At 64.4% G+C, this 17,956-nt stretch carries 15 protein-coding genes; 5 read left to right on the forward strand and 10 right to left on the reverse strand.

The window, feature by feature from the left end; genetic code table 11:
- Positions 1-145 precede the first annotated feature (145 nt).
- The 10 genes from ACFPPB_RS12985 to ACFPPB_RS13030 form a co-directional block, all read right to left on the reverse strand.
- Positions 146-1,834: an ArnT family glycosyltransferase gene (locus ACFPPB_RS12985; protein WP_377327725.1), complete on the reverse strand. Its 1,689-nt coding sequence runs from the start codon at positions 1,832-1,834 to the stop codon at positions 146-148.
- Complete coding sequence (locus ACFPPB_RS12990; RefSeq protein WP_377327727.1) at positions 1,831-3,522, reverse strand: glycosyltransferase family 39 protein; 1,692 nt, start codon at positions 3,520-3,522, stop codon at positions 1,831-1,833. The genes ACFPPB_RS12985 and ACFPPB_RS12990 overlap by 4 nt, the downstream gene beginning before the upstream one ends.
- Positions 3,523-3,584: 62 nt before the next feature.
- Complete coding sequence (locus ACFPPB_RS12995) at positions 3,585-4,691, reverse strand: glycosyltransferase family 9 protein (RefSeq protein WP_377327729.1); 1,107 nt, start codon at positions 4,689-4,691, stop codon at positions 3,585-3,587.
- A 106-nt stretch (positions 4,692-4,797) separates the two neighbouring features.
- Positions 4,798-5,601 (reverse strand): SDR family oxidoreductase, encoded by an 804-nt coding sequence (locus ACFPPB_RS13000; protein WP_377327731.1) that lies wholly within the window; start codon positions 5,599-5,601, stop codon positions 4,798-4,800.
- Positions 5,602-5,622: 21 nt separating this feature from the next.
- Entirely contained in the window at positions 5,623-6,276 is a 654-nt protein-coding gene (locus tag ACFPPB_RS13005; protein WP_377327733.1) for a tetratricopeptide repeat protein, read from the reverse strand.
- Positions 6,273-6,947 carry a TenA family transcriptional regulator gene (locus ACFPPB_RS13010; protein WP_377327734.1) on the reverse strand — a complete coding sequence of 225 codons (675 nt, stop codon included), beginning with the start codon at positions 6,945-6,947 and terminating at the stop codon, positions 6,273-6,275. Before ACFPPB_RS13010 ends, ACFPPB_RS13005 begins: the two co-directional genes overlap by 4 nt.
- The gene (locus ACFPPB_RS13015; protein WP_377327736.1) at positions 6,934-8,427 is read right to left on the reverse strand and encodes an AMP-binding protein; all 1,494 of its coding nucleotides are present in this window, start codon (positions 8,425-8,427) and stop codon (positions 6,934-6,936) included. The genes ACFPPB_RS13010 and ACFPPB_RS13015 overlap by 14 nt, the downstream gene beginning before the upstream one ends.
- On the reverse strand, positions 8,424-9,161 hold the full coding sequence (locus tag ACFPPB_RS13020; RefSeq protein ID WP_377327738.1) for a thermostable hemolysin: 738 nt from the start codon (positions 9,159-9,161) through the stop codon (positions 8,424-8,426). Before ACFPPB_RS13020 ends, ACFPPB_RS13015 begins: the two co-directional genes overlap by 4 nt.
- Before the next feature lie 180 nt (positions 9,162-9,341).
- Complete coding sequence (locus ACFPPB_RS13025; RefSeq protein WP_377327740.1) at positions 9,342-9,836, reverse strand: hypothetical protein; 495 nt, start codon at positions 9,834-9,836, stop codon at positions 9,342-9,344.
- 3 nt (positions 9,837-9,839) lie between these two features.
- Positions 9,840-10,946 carry a porin gene (locus ACFPPB_RS13030; protein ID WP_377327742.1) on the reverse strand — a complete coding sequence of 369 codons (1,107 nt, stop codon included), beginning with the start codon at positions 10,944-10,946 and terminating at the stop codon, positions 9,840-9,842.
- Between the two features lie 315 nt (positions 10,947-11,261).
- On the opposite strand from ACFPPB_RS13030, the gene ACFPPB_RS13035 reads away from it, so the two are divergent.
- The 5 genes from ACFPPB_RS13035 to ACFPPB_RS13055 all read left to right on the forward strand — a co-directional run bounded on the left by ACFPPB_RS13035 (position 11,262) and on the right by ACFPPB_RS13055 (position 17,761).
- A complete protein-coding gene (locus tag ACFPPB_RS13035) occupies positions 11,262-13,019 on the forward strand; it encodes a sensor histidine kinase (protein WP_377327744.1) in 1,758 nt (585 codons plus the stop codon).
- Between the two features lie 10 nt (positions 13,020-13,029).
- A complete protein-coding gene (locus ACFPPB_RS13040) occupies positions 13,030-14,403 on the forward strand; it encodes a sigma-54-dependent transcriptional regulator (protein ID WP_377327746.1) in 1,374 nt (457 codons plus the stop codon).
- Positions 14,404-14,493: 90 nt separating this feature from the next.
- Complete coding sequence (locus ACFPPB_RS13045) at positions 14,494-16,101, forward strand: glucosyltransferase domain-containing protein (RefSeq protein ID WP_377327748.1); 1,608 nt, start codon at positions 14,494-14,496, stop codon at positions 16,099-16,101.
- A 213-nt stretch (positions 16,102-16,314) separates the two neighbouring features.
- Positions 16,315-17,277, forward strand: coding sequence for a glycosyltransferase family 2 protein (locus ACFPPB_RS13050; protein ID WP_377327750.1), 963 nt, complete (start codon positions 16,315-16,317; stop codon positions 17,275-17,277).
- A complete protein-coding gene (locus tag ACFPPB_RS13055; protein ID WP_377327752.1) occupies positions 17,267-17,761 on the forward strand; it encodes a GtrA family protein in 495 nt (164 codons plus the stop codon). Before ACFPPB_RS13050 ends, ACFPPB_RS13055 begins: the two co-directional genes overlap by 11 nt.
- Positions 17,762-17,956 lie beyond the last annotated feature (195 nt).

Raw genomic sequence — 17,956 nt, forward strand, 5'->3', positions numbered from 1 at the left:
ACGGGCACGAATTTCAACCGCTGCCCCCGTCCGTGGCGGAATCCGCGTGCCCGGTCATCCGCGCGAAATGCAGCCGGCGCGAGCAATGCCCGCGCCGGCAAGCCTGCGCAGCGCGCGAACTCCGATGAACATCGCCCTGGCCGGATTATCGCTGGCCAGTGGTCCGGCAATCGGCGGCAGTCGACCCGGCTGGCTGGCTGCTGCGAAGAAATTCGGGCGATGACCAGATGCTCATCCACACGCCACGGAACGCGTGGAAGTACAGCGTGCACTGTCGATCCAGCGGCGAGGGATGGCTGGTGTAGGTGACCAGAATCCCCGAAGGATGTGCCGCAGCCCAGACCCGTCCTTCCTGTTCGCCGGGCAGCGCTTCGATCGGCGCCGTCAACCGGCCCAGGAAGTGGAACTGGCCGTCGTAGCTTTCCAGGTTGGCGACCGGCCGTCCCTGTGACTGGACGCGGGCAAGCAGGTTGGCGGCGGGCTGCAGATCGAAAGCCGGCCAGAAGACCATCGTGAACATGACATTGGCGACAGCGACGCCGAGCAAGGCTGCCGCCGCCGTGGTGCCGACCCGGCTGCCTGCCATCAGCAACCAGCCACCCAGGGTCAGGTAGACCAGGCCCAGCGCCAGATGGAAGGGCAACAGCGCCGACAAGGCCTGCCAGCGCGACGCCAGTACCGAGTGCTTCTCCCCTAGCATCCAGGGCAGCATCAACAGCGAAACACCGATCGCGGCAAAGAGCAGCGCCAGCGGCCACGGCCCCCACCAGCGGTTTTGCCCACGCGATGGATGCGTTTCCTCCAGCCGCACCATGGCGGCAGCCAGCAGAAGCGCGAAACCGGCACATTCGGGCAGCAGGTAGTACGGCTGTTTGCCGCTGATCAGCGAGAACACCAGCAGCACCGGCACCAGCCAGGCGATCAGGAAGCGCATGCCCGGTTCGGATGGCCTGCGCAGCCTGGCCAGAGCCAGCCACAACCCTGGCCAGAGGGAGAACGGAAAGATCAGCACCACCAGGATGGGCAGATACCACCAGAACGGCTTGGCATGCGCGAATGCATCGACGACCCGGCCCGCGGTCTGATGAAAGAACAGTTGCTCCCGATAAGCGGCTCCTCCCAGCATGGAAGCCGGCAGTGCCCAGGCGAGCAGGACGGCGAGTCCGGCCAGCGCCACAAGCAAGCCGCCGCCGTACCAGCTCCCGAGGTGCCGGCGTGCCCAGCTATTCCAATAAGGCCCGAGCAGCCATGGAAACGCGACGTGCAGCAGCATCACCGGCCCCTTGGTCAACAGCCCGGCCGCCAGCGCCAGAGCGAAGACGAACGGCCGCGGCGACTCGCGGCGCGCACTCGGCCAGAGCGCCAGCAAGGCCAGCAGCACGCAGTCCGCCAGCAGCACCTCGTACATGGTCTGCAAGCCGAACAGGAAGCCATAGCTGAAGGCCATCAACAACCAGGGCGTCGCCCTCGCCACCGCGTCGTTGGCCGGGAAGAGCCGGCGTGCAAGCAACATCGCCAGCGACAGCTCCGTTGCACCGAGGGCGACCTCCAGCACGCGTGGCCACGTGTCGCTCACGCCGGTCACGCTCCAGCCAAGTTGAATCAGCCAGAACAGCAGCGGCGACTTGTCGCTGTAGGGCGCCCCATTGAGATAGGGCACCATGAAGCTGTGCCGGTGCCACATCTCCCACGCTACCGAAAGCGTTCGCGTGGAATACATCGGCATCGGCCCATGCTGAAAGATCGCCAGCAGGGCAACCGCCACCCAGATCGGAATGGCTGGCCACCACGGATGACGGGTCGCGAATCCGGCAGACCGATTGAACAAGCTCATTGCCCCGCCCGGAGGAGCGGACTCGAAGAGGGGCGCGTAAGCCGAATCACCACCCGATTGCCCACCGGTGCGCCGATCTCCTCGAATGGCAGCCCGTCCTGGCGCAACTGATCCAGCAGACCCCGCCTGACCACGGCCAGCGCGTCATGACTGTTCCTCCAACGCATTTCGAAAGTGGGCAGGTCGGCGATGTAGCCAGAGGGTCGCGAGGCAAGTCCAGGCTCCAGGTCGTCGCGATGTTCGGCCACCACGGTCACCAGTCTACCCACGTAGAACGGCAGTCCGCCCTGGTAGGCCTGAACCACGAATATTTCGGTATCCGGGCCCATCGCGGCCTTGACGAGCCTGGCCACCGGAGCGGCCGATTTCAGCTCGACATACGGCTGCGACGAGACGAGTACGAGCTGCCAGGCGACCAGCGAGCTCAACGCCAGCAGGTGGATGGCGAGCGGACGTCGCCCTCGCCGCGTGGCCCAGCTCCCGGCCATCGCGGCCAGCGAGACGATCGCCAGTCCCCCGGCAACGCCACGCAGCGCAGCTCGGATAGCCGCCTCGTGGATGTTGTGTACCGTCAACATGCCGATGATCGCCGCCGCCGCAGCGCAGCCGGCGAAAATCGCCAGCCACCACAGGCGGCGCGTCACGGTTTCGACGGACATTCGCGCGACGAGCCAGGCCAGCAGCATGGCAGCGGCGGGAAACATCGGCAGTATGTAGAAAGCGAGCTTGGAGTGCGAAGCGGAAAAGAACAAAAAAACCACGCCCACCCATACCAGCAGGAAGCGTCGGGCCGGATCGCGCACATCCAGGACTTTCCAGTCGGAGCGCCGCCACGGCAGCATCAGCGTCCAGGGAAAAAGTCCCAGCAGAACGACGGGAATGAAGAAGCCCAGCGGCTTGGAACGGCCGTCTTCCGCGGTCAGGAATCGCGTGAAATGTTCCCGAATGAAAAAATAGTCGAAGAACTCGGGATGCACCCGGCAGATCATGACGAACCAGGGCGCCGCCATCACGGCGATGACGACCAGTCCCGTCCAGGGCGACGTGCGCCAGAGCATCCGGATGTCGCGCTGCCAGAGCACGAATACGACCAGCGCCAGTCCGGGCAACACGACGCCGATAAGCCCCTTGGACAGGATCGCAAGGGCGAGCGACGCCCACATGCCGACATTCAGCCACGCGCGCCGATGCGCGGCGGATGGATCGAACTGGGCCACCAGAAAAAACGACATGCCCAGGCCGAGAAATGCAGCGACACCGATGTCCAGGGTGTCGATATGGGCGGCCATGGCGAACACCAGCGAGCTGCCGAGAATCGCCATCGCGTAGCCGCCCGCCTCACGGCCGAACAGCCGCGCACCGGCCCACCCGACGGCAAGCATGGCCAGCAGGCCGGTCAGCGCACACCACAACCGAGCGGTCCACGGATGCACGCCGAACAGCAGGTAAGCGGCGGCGCTGGCCCAGTAGTGCAGCGGCGGCTTGTCGAAAAACAAAAAGCCGTCCAGACGCGGCGTGACCCAGTCGTGGCTGACCAGCATCTCGCGCGCCACTTCGGCGTAGCGCCCCTCGTCCGGCTCACCGAGCGAGCGATACTGCAGACCCACGCCCCAGACGAGCAGCCACAGCATGCCCGGCAGCACATGGGCGGCCCGCAGCCAGGTGGCTCCGATGGAAAGTGGTTTCACGTTCGAATGCGCGCTTGGCATCGGGCTCGGCTTCTGCGGATGTACTTCGGGATGAGCAGGCGCTACCTAGGATGCACGGGAGGGACTTCCGGTGCCCGAGCGTCTTGCTGGCGCACGGACGCGGCAGGCTGGGGTCGGGCAGAATTGTCGTCACCCGCGTGCAGGCGGCCCTGGATCGATGCGCGAACAAGCACATCACGATAGGCAGCCACGATTCTTTCGGCACAGTCCCGCGCCGACAGGCCACAAGTCGACAAGGCACCACTTTCATGACCATACGGTTCGTAGACCGTGGGATCGGTGGTGCAGAACATGCCCACGGTGGGTACGCCGGAGGCCACAGCCAGATGCATCACGCCGCAGTCGGCACTGACTACCAGATCCACCGCCGCCATTACGGCGCCCATGCGCCGGATGTCGGACGAGTAGTAAGCCGGCCACGCGGAATCCAGCATGGACTTGCCATGCATGGGCACGAACTCGACGATGCCGGCATGCGGAAGCTGCTCCACCAGGGCGGCGATGAACTTGTCCCACCATGCCTGCGGATAACGCTTGGCACCGGTCGCATTGGCAAACATGCCCAGCAGGGGGCGGGCAATGGGCCGGTCGGAATCCGACAGGATGCCAGCCAGAAACCGCTTTCCCCGTTCGCGCTCGTTCGCAGTCAGGCGGATGTCCATCGAAGGAAACTCCTTGTCGTCGCCGTCCGTGCGACTGTTGATCCAGCGAACCAGGTTGATCGCCCGCTTGGCCATGTGCGGCATGGCTGCCGAACGGGGTACTGCATGGGTCAGCCCCGATCCGCCCATGCGATCGTCGAAGCCGAGCTTGTAGCGGCCATTGAGAAACTTCGTCGTCGCGCGGCTGAAGTTCGAGCCGAGACATGGGTCGATGATCAGGTCGTAGCGTATCTTGCGTATGCGAAAGAGCAGTGACAGGAATGCCCAGGGATGCTTGAAGCCGCGTCGCGGCAGGCAGTAGATGTTCTTGACGCTGAAAAACGTGGAGAAGACTTCCGCAGCAATCGATCCCTCGGACAAAATGTCGATTTCGGCGCCCTTGTACGTGCGTTCCAGTTCGGCGATCAGCGGTGTGAGCAGCAACGTATTGCCCAGCCGGTGATTCGGCCGGCAGACCAGGATGCGGTAAATGCCTTTCGGCGGCATCGGTGATTGCCGGGGGATGGCGCGCGTCGCGTTCAATGGGCAGTCCAGGCAGGAGAATTCGTGACGTCGGAGACCGACGGGAGACGGTTCGCGCGGCATCGGCGATTCATGGCAGGCCACCCGCATACCGGCTGATCGCGGGAACCACTTTTTTCAGTGAGCGATCGACGAGGCGTGGCCACAGGCTGTTGAGGCGGGCGAAAAAGCTTTCCGGAAATCCCAGGTAGGCCTCGTCCTTTTCCTTTTCGATGGCGTCGGCGATGCACTTGGCCACCCAGCCCGGTTCGTCCATGTGCATCATTCCCTCGGCGGCCATGGCATGCACCGCGCCGGGATTGAACGCCGTGCGCACGCCTCGCGGCGACACGTAGGTGACCCCGACGCCGGTCCCCATCAGTTCGCGGCGCAGCGCCTGCGAAAAGCCGCGAAGGGCGAACTTGGTCGCCGAGTACGTGGCGAAACCGGGGTAGCCGATACTGCCGAACATCGAGCCGATGTTGACGATGCGGCCACTGCGCTTGGCCAGCATCGCCGGCAGCACTTCACGGGTCAGCTGGATCGGCGCCAGCAGGTTGATCTGCAGCATCTGCTGGATCATGACCGGGTCCGATGCGCTGAACAGCTGGAAGTCCAGCAGGCCCGCCAGGTTGATCAGTACGTCGAGGCCCGCATACGCCGACTGCACGCGCCTGATCGCGCCCTCGCGGTCCCGCGCCTGGGTTATGTCCGCCTGCACCACGACAGCATCCAGGCCTTTCTCTTCCACCAGGTGCCGCAAGCTAGCGATCGACGCATCGGTGCGGCCGACCAGGCAAAGTCGCGCGCCCCGGAACGCCAGCTCCTGGCTGAGGAGCCGGCCGATGCCGCCTGCGGCACCGGTGAGCAGAATCCGCTTGCCTTGAAGGTCCATCGGTCAATCCTCGGTCGTGAATCAGTGCGTCGAGTCGATCTTCTGGATCAGCTTCCGGATCTGGCCGCGGCGCCCTTCGTCGGCGAGCGGCTGATCGGCTCGTGGCGGTGCGGCCAAGGCCTTTTTCAGCGCAGCCAGGGCTGCCGGCCTGTCGCCGCTGCGATACAGGAAGTCGCCGTAGAAATAGTTCGGGTCGATGCCGTCGGGATTGATCTGCAGGGCTTTCTGCAACATGGCACGCGCCTTGTCGTTGTTGCCGAATCCGATCGGCCATCCGGGCACCTCGTAGTAAAGGCTTCCGAGCGTCGTGTAGATCGAGCCCTGCAGGACATCGGGATCGATGTGCTCGGCCTCGATCAACAGGTCGCGCGCCTTCTTGGCCATGCCGAGCGCACCCAGTCCGCCATGCTCGCCGGCATGGGTGCTGAGGATGATGGCCTGCCAGACCTTCGGCTCGGCGCGCTGCGGATACTGCCCGGCCAGTGCGGAAGCTTTCGCCTCCAGCGCCGGATAGGCGGCGTCCTGCCCGGCCGCTGGAACTTCGTACGCAACGTGCGCCCAGTCGTGTTCGATGCCGATCAGTGCGGCATCCAGCGAATCGGCCCGGACCGCTGGCGCCAGCGCGCCGAGGATCAACGAACAGGCAACGACACGTATCAAAGATGCGATTCTCATGGCGCGGACACCTCGTGGTTGCTGGACGCATCGATCGCCCGAAAGATCGCCCCGTAGAGCTCGTAGAAGCGGTTGGCGGCGTGAATCAGCGCACGCTGGTCATCGGCGTCGTCCAGGCGGTTGACCACGCCTTCGTAGAATCCGGTGTGTTGCTGATCCAGCGCGCCATGCGAGGTCAGATAGCGCAGTGCCTGCGCCGGCAGATCCAGGGCGCGGCGAATCGCGTCGGCAGCGTGCGTCGCCAATGCCGCGCTGGTGCCCTCCAGCACGAAAACCATGCCGAGAAATCCGACCGGGTTGCCGCGCCGGATGGTGTCGTGCGCATAGGCAACCATCATTTCCGTGGCGGCCATGGGCGGGTTCAGCCGCGCCGCGCTCGAGTCCCCGCCGCTGGCATCGATGTCATCCAGAATCCACTCGTCGTGGCCGATCTCCTCTTCGATGTATTCGGTCACGACCGGATGCATCCAGCGCAATCGTTCGGGAAGGTGATAGCCCATGCCCAGCATCAACGGCACGGTGTGCCGCACGTGGTGGTACGCCTGATGAAGAAAGGTGAGGTATTCCGCGCGCACCACCTCGCCGCGCAGCGCCCGCTGGATGATCGGGGTGGCGAGAAACGCATGGCGGCTGGCCTCGGTCTCGCGCACCAGGCGCTCATACGTCGACATGGGTTGCTTCGCTTGCATAAAGTTCTTCCAGCGCATCGGCAAAGTGGTGGACGATCGCTTCGCGATCGGGCAACCCGCTGCTTCGCGCCAGGCGGTTGGCCTGCGAAAACGGCACGTCGGCGAGATGCCAGGCCGCTACGCGTGCGTAGTCGGGCAAGCGGGCATTGGCGGCGGCCACGGCGGCGGCGATCTGTTCGGGGCGTGCCGCCGGATGCGCCACCAGTACGGCCACGTTGCGGGCGCGCCCCTCGCCGAACACGGCAGCCTGCATCACGTCAGGCCCTGCAGTCAGTTCGCCTTCGACCCATTCCGGCGACACGTTTCTGCCGAAGGCCGTGGCGAAGGCGGTCTTCTTGCGGCCCGTGACGTAGAGATACCCTTCGGCATCGAGATGACCCAGGTCGCCTGTGGGCCATTCGGCAGCGGCGGCGGACTCGCTGCCGAGATAACCGCTGAACAGGTGTCCGCCGACGACAATTTCCCCGTCCCCCGCGATGCGCGCGCAGACATGCGGCAGCGGCAAGCCGACGCTGCCCGGGCGCTGGGCATCCGGCCGATTCAGGCTGACGACGGAGCCGGCCTCGGACAGGCCATAACCTTCATAAACCGGCAGTCCGAAACCCCGCGCGCGCTCGATCAGCGTCGACGCGCAAGGTGCGCCACCTACCGCGACAAAGCGCAGCGAACCGGGCAGGCTCGCCCCGGCGGCGAGACACTCCACCAGCAGCTTCAGCAACTGCGGTACCAGAATGACGGCGCTGGGCATGTAGCGATGGAGGCTGGCGAAAAGCAGCTTGGGCCGCACCGCGCTCGACCCGGCAAAGCCGCAGTTCGCGAGCGACGGCAGGGCGGCCGCACTTCCGGTCACCAGCGGTACGTAGATGCCGCCGATGTTCTGCAGCAGGGTCGCAAGCGGCAGCAGCGAGAGACTGCGGTCATCCGTGCCGGCATCCACCGCTCCGGCCAGGGACAGGGTCACGCTGTCGATGCTCTGCGCTGACAGGCAGACCCCTCTGGGTTGTCCGGTCGTGCCCGAGGTGTAGGTGATCTTGCAGGTATCCGGCGGCAGGAGGTGCTGCGTTGTCACTGGGCGGGAGAACAGGAAAAGTTCGCGGCCGGCGATCTCCACCGATCCGCTGGGCGAGAGCCCGCTGAGCGATCCGATCCGCTCCGGCTGGTCGGTGACGATCAGGTCGGGTGCGGCATCGTCGATCAGGTGGCGGACCTGTCCTTCGGTGAAAAACTGCGGGATCGGGATGCTGACCGCGTCGTTCCGCGCCAATGCCAGGTCCACCAGAGCCCACGCATTGCTGTTGTCGATCATGTTCGCGGCACGCTTCGCCCTGAACACGGACGCAGCATGGGCGATGGCTGCGGGCAGTTCTCCGTAGGTGAGCGCACCGAGCTCGTCCGCCAGCGCCACGTTGCCGGGGTGGCCGGCCGCATGGGCAGCGATGCATTCGAATACGAGGCGCATCATTCGGTCCCGCACCGTGCCGATGCAGGGCTGTCGAACAGCTCGGCTTGCCGCTCCATTTCATCGAGCAGCGAACGCAACATGGGCTGGCCGTGCCCTACGTGGCGGTGAAGCTTCTGGTAGCCCGAAGCGACGTTGCCGGCGCACACCACGGGCCCCGCCTGGTAGTAGCTCCCCCAATGCTCACCTTTGTCGTCGAGCAACAGCGGGCGAGCGGAAACCAGCGCAAGCGGCTGCAGCCCCAGTCGCTGGAAGGTGTTGACCAGAGTGCGTGTCGCCGTGAACAACACCCAGCGGTATCCCAACGCGTGCAGGAAGCAGGTGCACGCCGCGATGACCCAGCGTGCGTCGCCGGGGTTCTCCAGGGCGAGACTGCCCACCTCGACCAGCTCTTCGCGCGTGATGGCGCTGCCCAGTCGCTCGCCGATCACGTCCTGGGCCTGTTCCTCGAGGTATTGCTCGGCGAACAGGCGACCGGCCCGGGCACCTCGGAGACCGACCACGGCACGTGGACGTCCCGGATCGCGAAAGCTGAGCAAGGTGGGATAGAACGACTGCACGTCGGCCCGATAGCGCTGTGCAAACACGCGGTGGACGAAGCTCTGCGCCTCCGTGCGCTCAGCATGATCGGCGTCCACCACATCCGCATGTACCGACGCATCCAGCTCCGAAAGCAGCGGCTGCACGCTCTCGAGAATGCAGGGGTCGTGGCCGGATCGCTCGGCAGTGAAGTGCATGGATGCTTGGCTCGAGGTAAGACTCCCCGACCTCTGAAGCTATATTCATGCCATCCATTTACATCATTGATTGTTCTATATATTTGAAACAATCACCGGGCCGGGAAAGCCCGCAAGATCTGCAGCGCGCAAAAAATGTCTGCACGGATTGTCGGGCCGTACAGCGCATACGGGGGGAATTCAGTGCGAGGCGCGCTCGGTGCACGCGGCGGCGGCCTCGTTAGGCAGGGTCAACTCGAACACCACCCGTACGCTCGAATCCGCGTAGCAAGACATCACGTAGCCGACCGCACCCGGCGTAGCGGCCACGAAACGCACGACGGCTTGCTGCGAGGCGAGCACGTAAGGCGGACTTACACCCTGGAAATACTCTCGATTCCAGTAGTCGTCCTGTTGCGCATCCGGCAGATGAGTAACTTCCTGGACGAACGCCTGGCGCAAGGGGGACCCGGCGGGAAGATTGACGGGAATCAGCCGCTGGCCCTCCTTGTCGACAAAGATTTTCTTCAGGAACACATTTCGCAGCGTATAGCGGTCGAACGAAAGCCGCGGCGGCGTCGATGCGGTGATCACCACCAGTTTCAACGAAGCCGCCCACGCGCCGTCCCATCCGGCGGACAGCAAGCCGCAGGCGACAAGAGCGCACAGCCGGGTGCGGGCGCCGGAGCGAGGCATGACCTAGAAAAGCACCGCGGCCGATGCGAGCCAGCCGGTAGGCGCCAGCTGCGCGTCGCGATTGCCCTCGCTATGCTCGATCTTCAGCACGATCCCCGGAACGGGACGGTAGTTGAGGCCGAAGGTACGCAGCGTCGTGACCCTGGCGGACACGGAAGTCCGATAGCGCTCATATCGCCCGACCAGGTAGAGCTGCCGCCACAGCGGCACCGCCGCTTCCAGGAAGCCACCCTGCTGCGTCGGCACCCCGGCATCCGGACTCGTGCGATGGACGGCTTCGCCGGTAAGGTTCACATAGCGCGCCGACCAGCCGAAATCCATGCCGACCAGCCGGAACTTCTGCTGCGGCGACTGCAAGGTGTAATCGAGATAGGAGATGCCCACGCTGAGGCGATCGTCCAGCATGTGATAGAGCAATCGACCGCCGAGGGCCTGGCGAAAATTGTTGCGGGTGGAGCCGTCCGCCCCGAACGAGCTGAAGGCCCGATCCTGTTCCCGGCCGATACCGAGGTTCTTGCTGTCATCGGCGAAGACCCAGTAGTCGAGGTCGTGACCATGCAGCGGTACCGTGCCGAATGCCATGACGCCGCTGGCATGACGCGCGAAGGCCGCCGACGTCGACAGCGGCCGGGAGACCGTCCAGGTCAGCGGATCGGCATGGATCAGGTTCCACTGCCCCACCGGCGTCAGGAATTTCCCGAACCGGAACGTGATGGCCTGGCCGGCATGGTAGTCGAGGTACAGGCGCTCGATATCCAGCTCCGACCTTTCCGCATTGGAGTGGCCCCGGAGGCTGAGGCTGTCGCCGGCATCCACTTCCGAAAAGAGCTGCCAGCGGGTGCCGATATCCTTGGTGATGAACAGGCTGGTATCGCGAAAGCGCAGCGTGGAGGGACGTCCCTGCACATCGTAATACTGCAGGTTGGTATAGCCGCCGATGCGCAGCCCCTGCCGCGGAAAATAGAGCCCCTGCCCCAGCGTGTACGGTGCCGGCTGCCAGCTGCCGCCATCGGCAGCGCTGGCCGGTTCGCTGCAGCCGAGCGCGCCGGCCAACATGAGCAGGACGGTCAGGATCCGGCGTCGCATCGTCAGCTCGCTGTGCGTGCTCATGGGCAGTCCCGGTGCTGCAGGTGGATGGAGCGCAGGTCACTTCGGAGCAAGCGGAAACAAGGCCTGCCTGCCGATGCGACCCGGATGGAATCCGTTCGTCCGCTCGCCGTGGCCGGAGGGTCGACGCGGCCGATTCTGCGGCATCGGACCGTCGGCGGCAAAGCGGCCGCCGGTGCCGCTTGCCGCCGTTACATGGCGTCGTCCACACTGGCGGACATAACGGTCGGCCGCATTTGCGCCATGATGCGCTGTCTTCCGGCTTCTCTCGGTACCCATGAGCAAGTGCTTGTCCATCGCGGGTGAAGGGCGCCGATCGTGACCACCCGATCCGCCCTGTTGCGCCTGCTGGCCTGGATGCTTCTCGGCACGGTGACCGTCGTCGGCGCGCTGTCGTTCTACGAATTTCGCCGCGCGCTGCAGTCGGAAATCGCCGGCAACCTCGATTTTGGCGCCAGTACCGTGATGCAGCGCATCGACATCTTCATGTTCTCGCATGTCGAGAACATGCTGGTCTGGCGCGATCTGGAGGTGATGCAGGACATTCGCATCAACGATGTCGACAAGCGTCTTTCGCATTTCCTGTCCAACCTTCGCGCCGGACAGGGCACGGTGTATCGGTCGCTGCTTTGCACCGATGACGGCGGGCGCATCGTCGCCGCGAGCGACCCTGCCCTGATCGGGCAGCAAGTGCCCGTCGTTTCCAGCTGGATGCCGATCCCCGGCGAGCGGCCCGGCACCGTCTCGATCGCTCCTGTTCCAGGCAGCACGGCGCAGGCCGCCATGCTGCGCACGCCGATTGCCAATGCATTCGGCAAGGGGACGATCGGCTACCTCTACGTGCTGGTGGACTGGGACACCATCCGCACCCTGCTCGACAGCGCCGTCGACAAGGGCAATCGCAGCTTGCTGCTGCTCGATCGCGACGGCCAGGTGATCGCCGCCTCGCGTTCCTTGCGCGACCGGCCGGGAAGCCGGCCGTTGCGCCTTCAAAACTGGCTGCTGCCCGCAGAAGGCGCGGTTTCGTATATCCACGACGGCCGTGCCCTGGGCTATGGCGAGTTGCTGGTCGGCGCAGCCACCTCCAGCGGCTACCAGCAGTACAAGGGGCTGGGCTGGCACATCCTGATGGTGGAACCCACCGCGGTCTCGTTCGGGCCAATCTGGCGCCTGCTGTGGGCGATGCTCGCCGTGTTGCTGCTGACCCTGCTGACCGGGATCTGGATTTCATCGCGCGTGGCCAGCCGGATCTCACGGCCCATCGTCGCGCTGACCGAATTCGCCCGGCAATTCCGCCAGGGCGCGGCGCAATTGCCGGCCGTGCCGGAGACGGCCATCTCGGAAGTGGAAGAGCTGCACCATGCCTACGTCGAGATGATCGGAGCGCTGGAGCGGTCTCGCGAACAGGTCGTGCGGGCGGGCAAGCTGGCGGTAGTGGGCGAGATGGCCGCCATCATGGCGCACGAGGTGCGTACACCGATGGGCATCGTGCGCAGCTCGGCCCAGCTGCTGCAGCGGCAACCCAACCTGGGCGAACGGGAGCGCGAGCTGATCGGCTTCATCATCAGCGAGACCGAGCGGCTCAACCGGCTGGTGACGATGCTGCTGGAATGTGCCCGCCCCACGTCGCCCGACTTCAGGCCGCACGACCTGCATGCGATCATCGACAGCGTCGTCGGCCTGCTGGCCTCCCGTGCGGAAGACGCCGGGGTCGCCCTGACACGTGAGACCTCGACCGTGGAGATGGTGCTCGACTGCGATCGAGAGCAAATGATGCAGGTGTTCCTGAACCTGATCCTCAACGCGCTGTCTTTCGTCGGTCCGGGAGGCCGGGTCGCCGTGAGCACCTATCGTGATGCCGATGCCATATGGATCAGCGTGGTGGACGACGGCCCCGGCGTGCCCGAGTCGCTGAGGGCACGCGTGTTCGATCCTTTCTTCAGCCGGCGTGAAGGAGGCATCGGCCTCGGCCTGACCATCGTGCAGCAGATCGTGCAGGTCCACGGCGGCGAGATCAATATCAGCGAGAGCGCCTGGGGCGGCGCCGCTTTCAATCTTCGATTCAGGACGCCGTAGGCAAGCAGAAATGAGCGTGAAGCGAATCCTCGTGGTCGACAACGAAGCCAAGATGCGGCGCATCCTGGAGCTGGCGCTGAAGAACATGGGCCACCACGTGGAACTGGCCGCCGATGGCGAGGAGGCGCTCGCCGCGATCGAGCGCGGCGTGTTCGACCTGGTGCTGACCGATCTGCGCATGCCGCGCATGGACGGCATAGGGCTGCTCAACGCGCTGGGCGAGCGCAAGGTCGAGGTGCCCGTGATCGTGCTCACGGCCTATGGCACGATCGAAACCGCAGTGACGGCGATGAAGCTGGGAGCGGTCGATTACATCATTCGACCGTTCGAGATGGAGACCATCGAACTTGCGGTAAGCAGGGTGCTGGCGATGCAGACCGTGCAGCGCGAGAACCAGTTCCTCAGGGACGAGTTATCCAAGGGATGGGATGAATTCATCGGCGTCAGCCCGTCCATGCAGGCTCTATATGGACTGATCAGGCAGGTTGCGCCCTCGCGCAGCAGCGTCTTCATCGTCGGCGAAACCGGCACCGGCAAGGAGCTGGTGGCGCGCGCGCTCCATCGCGCGTCCGGACGGAAAGGCCTGTTCGTGCCGATCAACTGCGCCGCGATTCCAGCCGAGTTGCTGGAGAGCGAACTGTTCGGCCACGCCAAGGGCGCCTTCACGGGGGCGCTCAGCGAGCGTATCGGCAAATGCGAGCTGTCCAGCGGCGGCACGATCTTCCTCGACGAAATCACCGAAATGCCGCCGGCGTTGCAGGCCAAGCTGCTACGCGTACTGCAGGAGGGCGTCATCGAGCGGCTCGGCGCGAACGCATCCATCGCCGTCGATCTCCGGGTGATAGCGGCCACCAACCGCGATCCGCAGGAAGCCATCGATGCGGGCCGACTGCGCCGCGACCTCTACTTCCGCCTCAACGTGGTGCGGGTCGACGTTCCCCTGCTGCGCGATCGGCCGGGCGACGTGCCATTGCTTGCGGGGCATTTTCTCAACCACTACGCACGCGAACTGGGACGTCGCACACCGAGACTTGCCGCGTCGGCCATGAGACAACTGGAACACTACGACTGGCCGGGCAACGTGCGCGAACTGGAGAACCTGATGGAACGCGCCGTCGTGCTTTGCCGCGGCGAAGAAATCTCGCCCGAACACCTGCCCGCCGGTATCGCGCCGGTGGCCGACAAGAACACGCCGGAGCCCCTGCCCGAATCCTTGTCCGATCCCGGCGCGTCGCTATCCCTGAAGACCCACGTCGAGTCACTGGAACGCCAGCTCATCGAAGCCGCATTGAAGCGCAGCGACAACAACAAGGCCGGCGCCGCCCGTTTGCTGGAAGTCAGTGAAAGGGCGCTCTGGTACAAGGTGAAGCGTTACGGCCTCTAAAATCCGACCTCCGCACGGTAGTTGGCGAACCGCGCCGGCAACTGGCGTCGCCACGCTCGGCCGCCCACATTGAACCCAAGGAACTTGCGAGTGGATTTTCCGGCATCTCAACAGCAGTCCAGCCATGCGGAAGCGGCGCGCGATACGCGTGACCGCGATGTATTCGGCATCTTGCTGGTGTTGTATTCGCTGATCCTCTATCCGATCTTGCGCGCGGACCGCTACTACAACGACGACCTGAAGCGGGCGCTGGTGGGACGGGCCGGCTGGGATTCCAACGGACGGCCGCTGACCACCTTGATCATGCGCATGCTGCAGTGCTACGACCACGCGATGGTCGACATTTCGCCGCTGCCCCAGATCGGCGCCGTCGCCCTGTTGGCCTGGATCGGCGTGCTGCTGGCGCGCAGATACTCGATCCGCTCATCGTGGATGGCGGCGCTGGTGGCGTTTCCGCTGGGAGCGCAGCCGTTTTATCTGGAGAACCTTTCCTTCAAGTTCGATGCGCTGAGCATGAGCCTCGCCATGCTCCTCGCCGTACTCCCGATGCTTCGGCCGGATGACGGCCGACGTGCCTGGTGGCTCGGTGTGCTGGCTCTTTGGGCGAGTCTTTGTTTCTATCAGCCGGCGATCAATGCCTACCTGGTGTTCGTGCTGGTCGAATGGGTATTCCTGCAGCTCCAGCAGGCGCAGCCATCCCAGCTGGCGGGGAAACTCATCGCGCGTTTCTTGCAGATCGGCACGGCCATGCTGCTTTACTACCTGATCGTGGGCATCCATGTCAGCGGCTGGGTGAAGCACGCGTCGGAGAGAATTCACGGATGGCACGAACTGCCGCTGCTGCTGACCAATTTTGTCGATTTCTACAGCTACGTCGGAGCCAGTTTCAACGGGCACTGGTGGATGTATTTCGGTCCCTTGCTTGGCGTACTCGCGCTGTTTCCGGTCGTGGTCGGCATACGCTATGCGCTCGCCTTCCGCACCGCGCAGCCGGCAGCGGTCACGGTACTGCTCGGCCTTGCGGCGCTGCTGATCCCGCTGGCCGCGCTGATCGCGGCGCTGGGTCCGATGTTGCTGCTGCACAAGCCGGAAATCGGGCCGCGCGTACTGATGGGGCTTGGCGCCCTGCTGGCCGGAGCGCTGGTCGCGATGCAGGCCGCGTTGCGGCAATGGCATGGCTCACGCCGATGGGCGGCTGCGGCCGCCTGCATGTTGTCCCTCGGGATGTGCATCCAGGCCAGCGCTTACGGCAACGCGGCAGCGGCCCAGAAGGATTATGAAGGCCGGATAGCCGGCAGATTGGCCGACGATCTCGCCCGGCTGAAAGCCAGCCGCGGGGTGAACGCCTTTTTGCTGGACGGTACGGCAGGCTACTCGCTGGTCACCGCGCATGCGATCGCACAGCTGCCGCTGGTTCGCGATCTGGTGCCGCAGTACCTCACTTCCGACCACAGTTTCCAGGCGCCGGATTTTCTTGCGTTCTACGTCTCGGGCATGACCAATCTTCAGGCACACGACGATGCAGCATCCCAATCGCTGCTGACGTCCCTGCACACGCGCACTTGCCTGATGCCAGCCGATATCATCACCGCCCACTACCGCCTTTATGTCGTCGGCGACACCGCCGTGGTTCGGCTGCTCACCCCCGGGGAGTCGCCCGAATGCGTCGATGGAAAGGAGCCGGGAAGAACGAGCTGAAAGCACTGTCCGGAGAGCGGTCATGAACACGGGCGATCGGCGCGTGGAGTAGATTTCTCCGAGGCATACCGTGCCGCCTCTAGCTGCCTGCCGCATCGGGAAGGCCCGGCCTACGCCGCTCGAAGCCTTCATGCATCATCATGTCCGGATCGGAGTCCGGGCAGTACGCACGGCACCACCGACATTCCAACAAGCCCTTTGGGGAGACAAACCTTGACTGCCGCCGAGAGTTCCAAACGACCGCCGCTGATCTCCGTGGTCATGCCCGCCTACAACGAGGAAGACACCCTCGGCATCACGTTTCAGAGGCTGGAACAGACTTTCGCCGACACGTCCTGCGAATGGGAGCTTATCCTCGTAAACGACGGCAGCGAAGACCGTACCCTGCAGCAAGCCACCAGCTACCGGCCCACCACGTTTCGCATGGTCGTCGTGGACTTGTCGCGACACTTCGGCAAGGAGGCCGCCCTCAGCGCCGGTTTGCGCGCGGCCTCCGGCGATGCGGTGATTCCACTCGATGCCGACTTGCAGGACCCGCCGGAATTGCTGCTGGAAATGATCGCCCGCTGGGAAAAAGGGGCCGAAGTGGTGGTCGCGAAGCGTTCGGACAGAATTTCCGACTCGTGGGGAAAGCGGGTCTCGGCCAGGCTGTTCTACCGCACGTTCAACATGATCTCGGACATTCATATCCCGGAGAATGTGGGCGACTTCCGACTGATGGACCGCGCGGTCGTGGACACCATCAACGACCTCCCCGAGAACCGGCGCTTCATGAAGGGGCTGTTCGCCTGGGCCGGGTTCCGTACCGAGGAAATGGAATACGTGCGCCCTGCCCGCGCTGCGGGACAGACCAAGTTCAACGCCTTCCGGCTGATGGGCCTGGCGGTCGAGGGCGTCACCTCATTCTCGACCGCACCGCTTCGCCTGGTGACCTATGTCGGCGGCAGCGTGGCGATAGCGGCGATTCTCTACGGCACGTTCATCGTCATGCGCACCCTGGTGTTCGGAATCGATCTGCCCGGCTTCGCTTCGGTGGTATCTCTCGTAGCCTTTCTATCCGGCATCCAGTTGCTTGGTCTTGGCGTCGTGGGGGAGTACGTCGGGCGGACTTATATCGAATCGAAATCGCGCCCCCCCTATGTCATTCGCAAGGTGTACCGATCCGATGCCGAATGACGGCCGCTCGCCCCTGATGCGTTCCTTGCGAACCTTGTTGAGCAGGCTGAAAAGCCACGGTATCGGAAGACAGCTGGCTTTCTACTTCCTGGTCGGGATCACCCAGCTTGTCGTCGATTGGCTGTGCTTCGTCATGCTGACCGCATGGGGAATGCCGGTGGCTCCGGCAAACGTGATCGCGAGAGTGTTCGCCGCGGTGCTCGGCTTCACCGCCAACGGCACGGTTACGTTCAAGTCCAGGCTCCGGCCGGCCCACCTCGCCCGCTTCGTGGCAACGTGGATTCCCCTGACACTGGCAAACACGATGGTGATATGGGCACTCCAGGCGTTCGGCGGGCTTCATCTCGCCTGGATCATCAAGCCACTGGTCGACGCCCTGACCGCAGTCGCGGGATTCCTGGTTGCGAGACACTGGATTTTTCGGGCCCACCACAAGCAGCCAGAACACACGCCGGATGGAGGTTCTCGCGCGACAAAAGCCTGAGCCAGTCGTGACCGATCTGCAAATCATGCTATTGCTGATCGCACGCAGCCAGGAACTTCCAGACATTTCGATGGATGTCGTCGGTGTCGACGACATCCCCCGACTTCGATTAACAATTCGCCATTGAGTCGAACAGTCATGTTCGCGGAAGGCGCGACAAAAATATTAATGTCGCAGGCCTTGACGCAACAGATT

Origin of the sequence: Rhodanobacter terrae, assembly GCF_042657005.1 — a bacterium.
Lineage (GTDB): Bacteria > Pseudomonadota > Gammaproteobacteria > Xanthomonadales > Rhodanobacteraceae > Rhodanobacter > Rhodanobacter terrae.

Excerpts from the sequence above, each read along its gene's own strand:
- ACFPPB_RS12985 (WP_377327725.1), bottom strand. The coding sequence starts at position 1,834 with ATGAGCTTGTTCAATCGGTCTGCCGGATTCGCGACCCGTCATCCGTGG.
- ACFPPB_RS12995 (WP_377327729.1), bottom strand. The coding sequence starts at position 4,691 with ATGCCGCCGAAAGGCATTTACCGCATCCTGGTCTGCCGGCCGAATCAC.
- ACFPPB_RS13000 (WP_377327731.1), bottom strand. The coding sequence starts at position 5,601 with ATGGACCTTCAAGGCAAGCGGATTCTGCTCACCGGTGCCGCAGGCGGC.
- ACFPPB_RS13005 (WP_377327733.1), bottom strand. The coding sequence starts at position 6,276 with ATGAGAATCGCATCTTTGATACGTGTCGTTGCCTGTTCGTTGATCCTC.
- ACFPPB_RS13010 (WP_377327734.1), bottom strand. The coding sequence starts at position 6,947 with ATGTCGACGTATGAGCGCCTGGTGCGCGAGACCGAGGCCAGCCGCCAT.
- ACFPPB_RS13015 (WP_377327736.1), bottom strand. The coding sequence starts at position 8,427 with ATGATGCGCCTCGTATTCGAATGCATCGCTGCCCATGCGGCCGGCCAC.
- ACFPPB_RS13020 (WP_377327738.1), bottom strand. The coding sequence starts at position 9,161 with ATGCACTTCACTGCCGAGCGATCCGGCCACGACCCCTGCATTCTCGAG.
- ACFPPB_RS13025 (WP_377327740.1), bottom strand. The coding sequence starts at position 9,836 with ATGCCTCGCTCCGGCGCCCGCACCCGGCTGTGCGCTCTTGTCGCCTGC.
- ACFPPB_RS13030 (WP_377327742.1), bottom strand. The coding sequence starts at position 10,946 with ATGAGCACGCACAGCGAGCTGACGATGCGACGCCGGATCCTGACCGTC.
- ACFPPB_RS13040 (WP_377327746.1), top strand. The coding sequence starts at position 13,030 with ATGAGCGTGAAGCGAATCCTCGTGGTCGACAACGAAGCCAAGATGCGG.
- ACFPPB_RS13055 (WP_377327752.1), top strand. The coding sequence starts at position 17,267 with ATGCCGAATGACGGCCGCTCGCCCCTGATGCGTTCCTTGCGAACCTTG.